The sequence below is a fragment of the Streptomyces palmae genome (assembly GCF_004684805.1).
GTDB lineage: Bacteria > Actinomycetota > Actinomycetes > Streptomycetales > Streptomycetaceae > Streptomyces > Streptomyces palmae.
Genome location: NZ_SRID01000295.1, coordinates 1 through 8,765, shown reverse-complemented (window position 1 = coordinate 8,765; position 8,765 = coordinate 1). Strand labels below are relative to the sequence as shown.

General features: G+C 72.8%; 8 protein-coding genes and 1 pseudogene. 3 read left to right on the top strand and 6 right to left on the bottom strand.

What is annotated here, in order from left to right:
• The 6 genes and pseudogenes from E4099_RS34490 to E4099_RS24330 all read right to left on the bottom strand — a co-directional run.
• Positions 1–187, bottom strand: a pseudogene (locus tag E4099_RS34490) (ABC transporter permease); the annotation flags it as partial.
• A 79-nt stretch (positions 188–266) separates the two neighbouring features.
• Complete coding sequence (locus tag E4099_RS24350) at positions 267–1,148, bottom strand: glycosyltransferase family 2 protein (protein WP_135341264.1); 882 nt, start codon at positions 1,146–1,148, stop codon at positions 267–269.
• An 11-nt stretch (positions 1,149–1,159) separates the two neighbouring features.
• Positions 1,160–1,951: a CDP-alcohol phosphatidyltransferase family protein gene (locus E4099_RS24345; RefSeq protein ID WP_135341263.1), complete on the bottom strand. Its 792-nt coding sequence runs from the start codon at positions 1,949–1,951 to the stop codon at positions 1,160–1,162.
• Entirely contained in the window at positions 1,917–2,990 is a 1,074-nt protein-coding gene (locus tag E4099_RS24340) for an iron-containing alcohol dehydrogenase family protein (protein ID WP_135341262.1), read from the bottom strand. The genes E4099_RS24345 and E4099_RS24340 overlap by 35 nt, the downstream gene beginning before the upstream one ends.
• Positions 2,978–3,742 (bottom strand): phosphocholine cytidylyltransferase family protein, encoded by a 765-nt coding sequence (locus tag E4099_RS24335; protein ID WP_135341261.1) that lies wholly within the window; start codon positions 3,740–3,742, stop codon positions 2,978–2,980. The genes E4099_RS24340 and E4099_RS24335 overlap by 13 nt, the downstream gene beginning before the upstream one ends.
• Positions 3,739–5,646, bottom strand: a complete 1,908-nt coding sequence (locus E4099_RS24330; protein ID WP_135341260.1) for a DUF5941 domain-containing protein — start codon at positions 5,644–5,646, stop codon at positions 3,739–3,741. The genes E4099_RS24335 and E4099_RS24330 overlap by 4 nt, the downstream gene beginning before the upstream one ends.
• A 253-nt stretch (positions 5,647–5,899) precedes the next feature.
• On the opposite strand from E4099_RS24330, the gene galE reads away from it, so the two are divergent.
• The 3 genes from galE to idi all read left to right on the top strand — a co-directional run bounded on the left by galE (position 5,900) and on the right by idi (position 8,653).
• Positions 5,900–6,886 carry a UDP-glucose 4-epimerase GalE gene (galE, locus tag E4099_RS24325; protein ID WP_135341259.1) on the top strand — a complete coding sequence of 329 codons (987 nt, stop codon included), beginning with the start codon at positions 5,900–5,902 and terminating at the stop codon, positions 6,884–6,886.
• 183 nt (positions 6,887–7,069) lie between these two features.
• Complete coding sequence (locus tag E4099_RS24320) at positions 7,070–7,981, top strand: cation diffusion facilitator family transporter (protein ID WP_135341258.1); 912 nt, start codon at positions 7,070–7,072, stop codon at positions 7,979–7,981.
• A gap of 57 nt (positions 7,982–8,038) precedes the next feature.
• On the top strand, positions 8,039–8,653 hold the full coding sequence (gene idi / locus E4099_RS24315; protein ID WP_135341257.1) for an isopentenyl-diphosphate Delta-isomerase: 615 nt from the start codon (positions 8,039–8,041) through the stop codon (positions 8,651–8,653).
• The last annotated feature ends 112 nt before the right edge of the window (positions 8,654–8,765 follow it).

Here is an 8,765-nt window from a genome sequence, read left to right as displayed (position 1 = left end):
ACGCCAGGATGAAATGGCGCCGACCCCACAGCTGCCCGACGTAGTCCTTCAACCCCACCCGCGCACCACTGACCGTCAAGCCGTACTTGGCGGCCAACTGCGCGGGGGTCAGCCCCTCATCAGGGGATGCGTCGGGGGATGGCGGGGCACTCATGGCGACCGCACTGTCGTGCGTAGTCTCGCTCACAGTTGACACTTTCGTCCTCGGGGTGCACTGCCCGGGGTCGCGCCCCGGATCGCGCCCGATGCTCTCAGATCCGCGCTCGTCAGATGACAGGAGGTCGGCCCAGTCGGGTCAGGCGCCATACCGTACGCCACTTCATGGGGCGCCGGGGGCCGCATGGAGTCTTCCAGCCTTCCCGGAATCCGCCGAACCAGGCCCGCAGGGCGTCCTTGGACGGCTTGCGCAGCAGCGTCAGCAGCATCCACACGCCGAGGTAGACCGGCACCAGCAGCGCGGGAAGGTTGCGCCGGGCCAGCCAGACCCGGTTCCTGGCCACCATGCGGTGGTAGACCGCGTGCCGGCTGGGGGCGGTGGCCGGGTGGTGCAGCACCATGTCCGACCGGTAGTCGATCATCCAGCCCGCGTCCAGCGCCCGCCAGGCGAGGTCGGTCTCCTCATGGGCGTAGAAGAAGTCGTCCGGAAGCCCGCCCACCTGCGCGAAGACCGTGGTACGCACCGCGTTGGCACCACCGAGGAAGGTGGTGACCCGGGAGGAGCGCATCGGGTCCGAGGCGCGCAGCCGCGGCACATGGCGGCGCTGGGTGGTGCCGGTCTCCGGATCGGCGATCCGGAAGGTGATGATGCCCAGGCTCGGGTCGGCGGCGAAGGCCTGCCGGCACAGCTCGGCGGTGTCCTTGCGGGGCAGCAGGCCGTCGTCGTCCAGGAAGAGCAGGACGTCCACGTCCCGACCGCCCGGGCCGAACGCCTCGATGCCGACGTTGCGACCGGCCGGGATGCCCACGTTCTCGGGCAGCTCGACGGTGCGTACGGTCAGGCCGGGGACCTCGAAGGCGGGCAGCGGCGAGCCGTTGCCCACGATGACCACCTCGATCGGGTCGCCCTCCTGCGCGGCGACCGAGTCGAGCAGTGCGCGCACCTCGTCGGGGCGGTTGCCCATGGTGAGGACGACCGCTCCGACCTTCATCGTGCCGGCGCTCACTTGAGCCTGCTCGAGGCGAGGATGGACACCAGGTGGAGCACGGTCTGCAGGAGCGCGATGCCGGCCAGCACGGCGACGCCGAGCCGGGAGAAGAACAGGTCTCCCCGCACGGTGTCCACCACCGCGAGGACCAGGATCAGCAGCGACGCCTCGATCCCGAGGACCAGCCGGTGGAACTTCAGCGCCGCGGCGGCCTTGCGGGCCACCGCCATGCCGGACGAGCGCGGCTCGGACGCCGCCTCCTTGACCGGCGGCAGTCCGCCCTGGTGGCGGGCGACGCCGACCAGGTCGGTCTCGGCCTTGATCAGGATCGCGCCGAGCGCGGCCAGGGTGCCGAGGAAGGCCCAGAGCCAGTCGATCCGGCCGGAGCCCCACAGGTCGGCGGCGCGCAGGCCGAAGCCGACGAGCACCGCGGCGTCGCACAGGTAGGCGCCGACCCGGTCCAGGTAGACCCCGCCCAGCGAGAACTGCTTCTTCCAGCGCGCGACCTCGCCGTCGACGCAGTCCAGGAGCAGGTAGAGCTGGACCATCAGCACGCCGAGCACGGCGCCCGCGATCCCCGGCACCAGCAGGGCCGGCGCCGCGAGGACGCCGAACACGGTCATCAGGTACGTGAGCTGGTTGGGCGTGATCCTGGTGTTCACCACGAAACGGTCGACCCGCAGCGAGATCTCCCGCATGTACAGGCGTCCGGCCCAGTGCTCACCGCTCCGCCGGTCCTTCACACCCTCGGGGTGGACGACCGGGCGGAGTTCAGCCACTGATGGTTTGACTGACAGCTTTGGCATAGTCGGCGTATGCGTCCCTGATCTGGTCGGTGGACAGGTCCAGGTGCTCCAGGATCGTGTAGCGCCCGGGGCGGGTCTGCGGCGCGAACTCCACCGCCTTGACGAACTCGTCCACGGTGAAGCCGATGTCCTCCGGCAGGACGGGCAGCCCGTGCCGGTGCAGCACCTCGACCATGTGCGCGGACTCCGCGTGGGCGCCGCGCAGGTACATGGCGAAGGCGCCGCCGAGGCCGCACTGTTCGCCGTGGCTGGCCGCACGCTTGGGGTAGAGCAGGTCGAAGGCGTGGTTGATCTCGTGGCAGGCGCCGGACGCCGGGCGGCTGTCGCCGGCCACCGACATCGAGATGCCGGTGAGCACCAGGCCCTCGGCCAGCACCTGGAGGAAGGCGTCGTCGCCGACCCCGCCGGGGTGGCGCAGCACGGCCTCACCGGCCTGGCGCGCTATGGCGGCGGCCAGCCCGTCGATCTGCTCGCCGGTCTCGCGGTTGGACAGCTCCCAGTCCGCGACCGCGGAGATGTTGGAGAGCGCGTCGCCGATGCCGGAGCGGACGAAGCGGATCGGGGCCTGCCGGATCACGTCGAGGTCGATGACCACGGCGATCGGGTTGGGCACGCCGTACGAGCCGCGGCCCGCGTCGTTGTCCAGGGTGGCGACCGGGGAGCACAGGCCGTCGTGCGACAGGTTGGTGGCGACCGCGACCAGCGGCAGTCCGATCCGCGCGGCGGCGAACTTCGCACAGTCGATGATCTTGCCGCCGCCCAGGCCCACGACCGCGTCGTAGTGCCCGGTCTTCATCGCGTCGGCGAGCTTGATGGCGTCGTCCAGCGTGCCGCCGCCCACCTCGTACCAGGAGGCGCCGGGCAGCGCCGGGGCGAGCCGCTCGCGCAGCACCGCCCCGGAACCGCCGCTGATCGCTATGGCCAGCTTCCCCGAGGCGGAGATGCGCTGGTCGGCCAGCACGCCCGCCAGGTCATCCAGAGCCCCGGCGCGGATGTCGACGACAAGCGGCGAGGGGATGAGTCGGGTCAGTACTGGCACGCGATCTCACGGCCCTTCGCCAGGTCGTCGTGGTTGTCGATCTCGACCCACTTCACCTCGCCGATGGGCGCCACGTCGACCTTGAAGCCGCGGTTGACCAGCTCCTGGTAGCCGTCCTCGTAGTACAGGTCGGGGTCCCGCTCGAAGGTGGTCTTCAGGGCGTCGGCCAGCTCGGCGGCGGCCTCGGGCTCGATCAGGGTGACGCCGATGTACTCGCCGGTGGCCTCGGCCGGGTCCATCAGCTTGGTGATCCGCTGCACACCCTTGGCGGGGTCCACCACGACCTTCATCTCCTCGTCGGCCAGCTGCTTGACCGTGTCCAGCGCGAGGATGATCTTCTGGCCGTCGCCGCGGGCGGCGAGCAGGGTCTTCTCGACGGAGACCGGGTGCACGGTGTCGCCGTTGGCGAGGATCACGCCGTGCCGGATGGCGTCACGGGCGCACCACAGGGAGTAGGCGTTGTTCCACTCCTCGGCCTTGTCGTTGTCGATCAGGGTGAGCTTGAGGCCGTACTTGCTCTCCAGGGCCTCCTTGCGCTCGTACACGGCCTCCTTGCGGTAGCCGACGACGATCGCGACCTCGGTCAGACCGACCTCCGCGAAGTTGCCCAGGGTGAGGTCGAGGACGGTGAGGCTGTCCGCGCCGCCGTCTTCGGACCCTGCGGGTCCCACCGGCACCAGGGCCTTGGGCAGGGTGTCGGTGTAGGGGCGCAGACGCCGTCCGGCGCCGGCGGCCAGCACGAGGCCGATCATGCGGGTTCTCCTGATTCGTCGTGTACTGCGGGTGCTCCGGAGGACACCCAGAAGCGGATGCTCTCGATGAGCACTGCCAGCGCCAGGGCCCCCGCAAGGGCCGTCAGCGCGATGGTGAAGCCTTGGTGGTGCCAGAGAACGGCGATGGCCGCGACCGCCAGGGTCCGCCCCTCGTGCCCGCCGATCACCCGCACCAGCAGGCGCGGGGGCGCACCGGTGCCACCGCGGATGCGGTAGACCGTGTCGTAGTGATGGTAGGCGACAGCCGCTACCAGGCCGAAAGCCGCCGGCAACGCTCCGTTCACCTCGGAGCGGGCGGCCAGGACCAGGACGGTGCCGTACTCGGCCGCCCGGAACACCGGGGGCACCAGCCAGTCGAGGGCTCCCTTGAGCGGCCGGGCGACGGCCAGTGCCGAGGTGAGCGCGTAGCCCAGGGCGGCCAGCAGCGGCCAGGGGCCGCCGAACGGTGTGAGGGCCGCGACCGCGACCACCGCGGCGCCGCCGAGCAGCGCCAGGGCCGGGGCGGCGAAGGCGGGCAGTGCCCGGGCCGGGCGGCGCAGCAGTGCGGCGAAGCCCTCGGCGAGCGGGCCGGAGTCGGCCAGCTCGGCCAGCGCCTGAGCGGCCCGGTCGGTCCTGCGGGCCTTGCGGGTCAGCGAGCGCAGCACCCGGCCGGCGGTGGTGTAGCAGGCGGCGAGCGCACAGCCGACCAGGAGCACCCAGAGGGTGATCCGGGGGGTGGTGAGCGCGGTGCAGACGGCGATCATCGCCCAGCGCTCGCCGATCGGCAGCACGATCATGCGGCGGGCCCAGACCGTCCAGCCGACGCTGTCCAGGCGGTCCGAGAGGGCCGCGGTGGGGCTGGTGTTGCCGGTGGCGTCGTGGTTCGCCTCGTTGAACGAGAAGTCGACGACATGGCGGCAGGTCTGCAGCACCATGGCGCCCAGCGCCAGCGCCCATACGTCGTCGCCGCCGCGGGCCGCGCCCAGGGCCAGGCCCGCGTAGTACGCGTACTCCTTGGCCCGGTCGAAGGTGGCGTCCAGCCAGGCGCCCAGCGTGGAGTACTGCAGCGAGTAGCGGGCCAGCTGCCCGTCGGTGCAGTCCAGCACGAAGGAGGCGATCAGCAGCAGGCCGGCGGCGACGAAGCCGGGGCGGGTGCCGGTGGCCGCGCAGCCCGCCGCGATCAGCGCGGTGAGCAGCGAGGCGGTGGTGACCTGGTTGGGGGTCAGGCCGCGCCGGGCGCACCAGCGGGCGATGTAGCGGGAGTACGGGCTGATGCAGAAGGTGGTGAAGAACCCGTCGCGGGACTTCACCGCGCCGCGCAGCCGTACCTGCTCGTCGTCGACCGCGGCGATCTCGGTACGGACCCGGGCGCGCTCCCGCGGTTCGGCGGGCACCTCGGCGACCAGCACCCCGAGCTCGGGCCGGTGCACCGGCACGCCCTCGGTGAGCAGCTCCGCGGCCAGCGCGTCCGGCAGGCCGCCGGGGGTGGCCGGGCCGCCCGGATCTGTGACGGAACTCGTGTGTCCGCGGTCCGGCGCCTCGGCCGTCTGCGGCCGCGCCGCCGCGGTGGTGGCCGCGGCCACCGCCGGCCCTGGGGAGCCGTGCCGCGCCTGCCGCGCCGCCACCTGCGCCAGGGCGGCGCGCGCCTCGGGCCGGGCGGTCATGGCGCCGGTCACCGCGGCGGCCGGGAAGCGGGGGTCGGTGAGCGCGAGCCGGAGCGCGTGGAGATGTCCCAGGAACCGCGAGTCGACCACCGCGACGCGCTGATCAGCCGGAACGCGGGCCAGCTCGGTGGCGAGAGCCTCCGCGTCGGCCGCGGTGCGCACCTCGAAGCCCAGCGCTCTGAGGTCGTCCACGACGGACGAGCCGACGGCCGGCGGACCGGTGAGAATGGCGGTCGACAGTCGAACTCACTCCTTGGCGTCTGGCAGGGCGGCCCGCCCGGCCATGCCGGCGGGCAGCGGGCGGCGCGCACTGGGGCCCCGCGGGGCGGACAGCACGCCGGCAGAGGCTATCGGATGCACGGAAGCGCCCGTTCACCGCACATTCACCGCCCGATCGGGTGATCGAGGCTTGCGCCTGCCGCCGTTCATCATGGTCGATTCCGGCTCCCCCCGACAAACGCCCGCCGTCCCCGGCGGTGGGTAGGGTGCCGTCATGACGTGGCTGATCACCGGTGGTGCCGGATATATCGGGGCACATGTAGTGCGGGTCATGGCGGAGGCCGGGGAGCGGGTCGTGGTGCTGGACGACCTGTCCGCCGGGGTCCCCGCGCGGCTGCCCGAGGGCGTGCCGCTGGTCGCCGGCTCCACCCTGGACCGGGCGCTGCTGGACCGCGCCATCGCCGAGCACGGCGTGACCGGGGTGGTGCACCTGGCGGCGCGCAAGCAGGTCGGGGAGTCGGTGGAGCAGCCGCTGCGCTACTACCGGGAGAACGTGCACGGGCTGACCGTGCTGCTGGAGGCCGTGGTCGCGGCCGGGATCGGCAGCTTCGTGTTCTCCTCCTCGGCCGCGGTCTACGGAACCCCGGATGTGGACCTGGTCACCGAGGACCTGCCGTGCGCGCCGATCAACCCCTACGGCGAGACCAAGCTGGCGGGTGAGTGGCTGGTACGGGCCACCGGCGCGGCCCACGGCATCTCCACCGCCTGCCTGCGCTATTTCAACGTGGCCGGGGCGGCGTGCCCCGAGCTGGCGGACACCGGGGTCTACAACATCGTGCCGATGATGTTCGAGCGGATCACGGACGGCCTGCCGCCGCGGATCTTCGGCGACGACTATCCGACGCCGGACGGCACCTGCGTGCGGGACTACATCCATGTCGCCGACCTCGCCGAGGCGCATCTGGCGGTCGCCCGCCGGCTGGCCGCGCGGGACGGGGCGGGCGATCTGACGGTGAACATCGGCACCGGGCACGGGGTCTCGGTGCGCGAGATGGCGGACCTGATCGCGGAGGTGACCGGTCGCGCCGAGCCGGCGCCCGAGGTGGAGCCGCGGCGTGCGGGCGATCCGGCGCGGGTGGTCGGCTCGGTGGAGCTGATCGCCAAGGAGCTGGACTGGAGTGCCCGGTACGGGGTCCGGGAGATGGTGGAGTCGGCGTGGAACGGGTGGTGCCTGCGCCATCCCGAGGCGCGGCGCGGCTGACCCGGCCCCCCGCCGTAGTTCACTGACCCCTGCCAAGGCGCGGTGTCCCACAGGCGCCCCGCAGGGGCGCGGGGAACTGCGCGACCAGCCACGGCGGACCCGCGCCGAGGAGGCATGCGCGACCTGCCACGGCGGGACCCGCGCGCAAGAGGCACCGCACCTCCGCGGAGCGAGGAGGCATCGATGGGCGCCGGCCACAGCCACCGCACCGCCGCGGGCACGCACCAGTGGCGGCTGCGGTGCGCGCTGGCGATCACCCTGGCGGTGACGGCCGCGGAGATCGCCGGCGGGCTGCTGGCCGGCTCGCTGGCGCTGCTCGCGGACGCCGGGCACATGGCGACCGACGCGCTGGGCCTGGCGATGTCGCTGCTGGCCATCCATGTCGCGGGCCGGCCGCCCAGCGCCCGCCGCACCTACGGCCTGGCCCGGGCCGAGATCCTCGCCGCGCTCGGCAACTGCCTGCTGCTGTTCGGCGTGGGCGGCTACATCCTGGTGGAGGCGGTGCGGCGGTTCGCCTCCCCGGTGGAGACCCGGTCCGCGCTGACCATGGTCTTCGGTGCCGTCGGCCTGGCCGCGAACGCGGTGTCCCTGGCACTGCTGCTGCCCGGCCGGCGGGAGAGCCTCAACCTCCGGGGCGCCTTCCTGGAGGTGCTGGCGGACGCGCTGGGCTCGGTGGCGGTGATCGTCTCGGCCGCGGTCGTCCTGGTGACCGGCTGGCGGGCGGCCGATCCGCTGGCCTCGCTGCTGATCGCCCTGATGATCGTGCCGCGCACCTGGAAGCTGCTGCGGGAGACGGTGAACGTGCTGCTGGAGGCGGCGCCGCGGGATGTGGACGTGGCCGAGGTGCGCTCCCACATACTCGCCGTCGAGGGCGTGGCGGACGTGCACGACCTGCATGTGTGGACCATCACCTCGGGGCTGACCGTGCTCTCCGCGCATGTCGTGGTCCGCCCCGAGGTGCTGGGCTCGGTCGGACATGAGCGGATGCTGCACGACCTCCAGGGCTGCCTGGGCGAACATTTCGACGTCCGGCACTGCACCTTCCAGCTGGAACCCGGTGGACATGCCGAACACGAGTCGCGGCCGTGCCTGTGATCCATGAGGTGTGGGTAAGACTTGGAGGCTACGGAACGACCGACGACGAGGATGGTCATGCCGATCACACCCGCCAATGGCAGCAGCGCCCACACCGCCACCAGCCCGGTCACGGCCGAGGCCGCCGCAGACCCCATCCTGCTGGAGCTGGTGGACGAGGACGGCACCACGATCGGTACCGCGGAGAAGCTCGCCGCCCACCAGCCGCCGGGGCTGCTGCACCGGGCGTTCTCGGTGTTCCTCTTCGACGCGCGGGGGCGGCTGCTGCTCCAGCGCCGGGCGCTGGGCAAGTACCACTCCCCCGGGGTCTGGTCCAACACCTGCTGCGGTCACCCCTACCCGGGGGAGCCGCCCTTCGTGGCCGCGGCCCGGCGAACCGGTGAGGAGCTGGGGGTGGCGCCCGCGCTGCTGCGGGAGGCGGGCACGGTCCGCTACAACCACCCGGATCCGGCGTCGGGCCTGGTCGAGCAGGAGTACAACCACCTGTTCGCGGGGCTGGTCGGGGCCGAGCCGCGGCCGGATCCGGCGGAGGTCGGCGAGACGGCGTTCGTCACGCCCGGGGAGCTGGAGCGGCTCTGCGCCGAGCGGCCGTTCTCGGCCTGGTTCCACACCGTGCTGGACGCCGCCCGTCCGGCGATCCGGGAGATCACCGGGCCGGAGGCGGGTTGGTGACCTGAGGCCGCACCGGAACCACCGGGGTCACCTGGGCCATCGGAGGCACCGGCGCGGTGGGCCCCGCGGGCTGCCGCGGTGCCATCGCCCTGGGGGGTGCCGGGGGCACGGG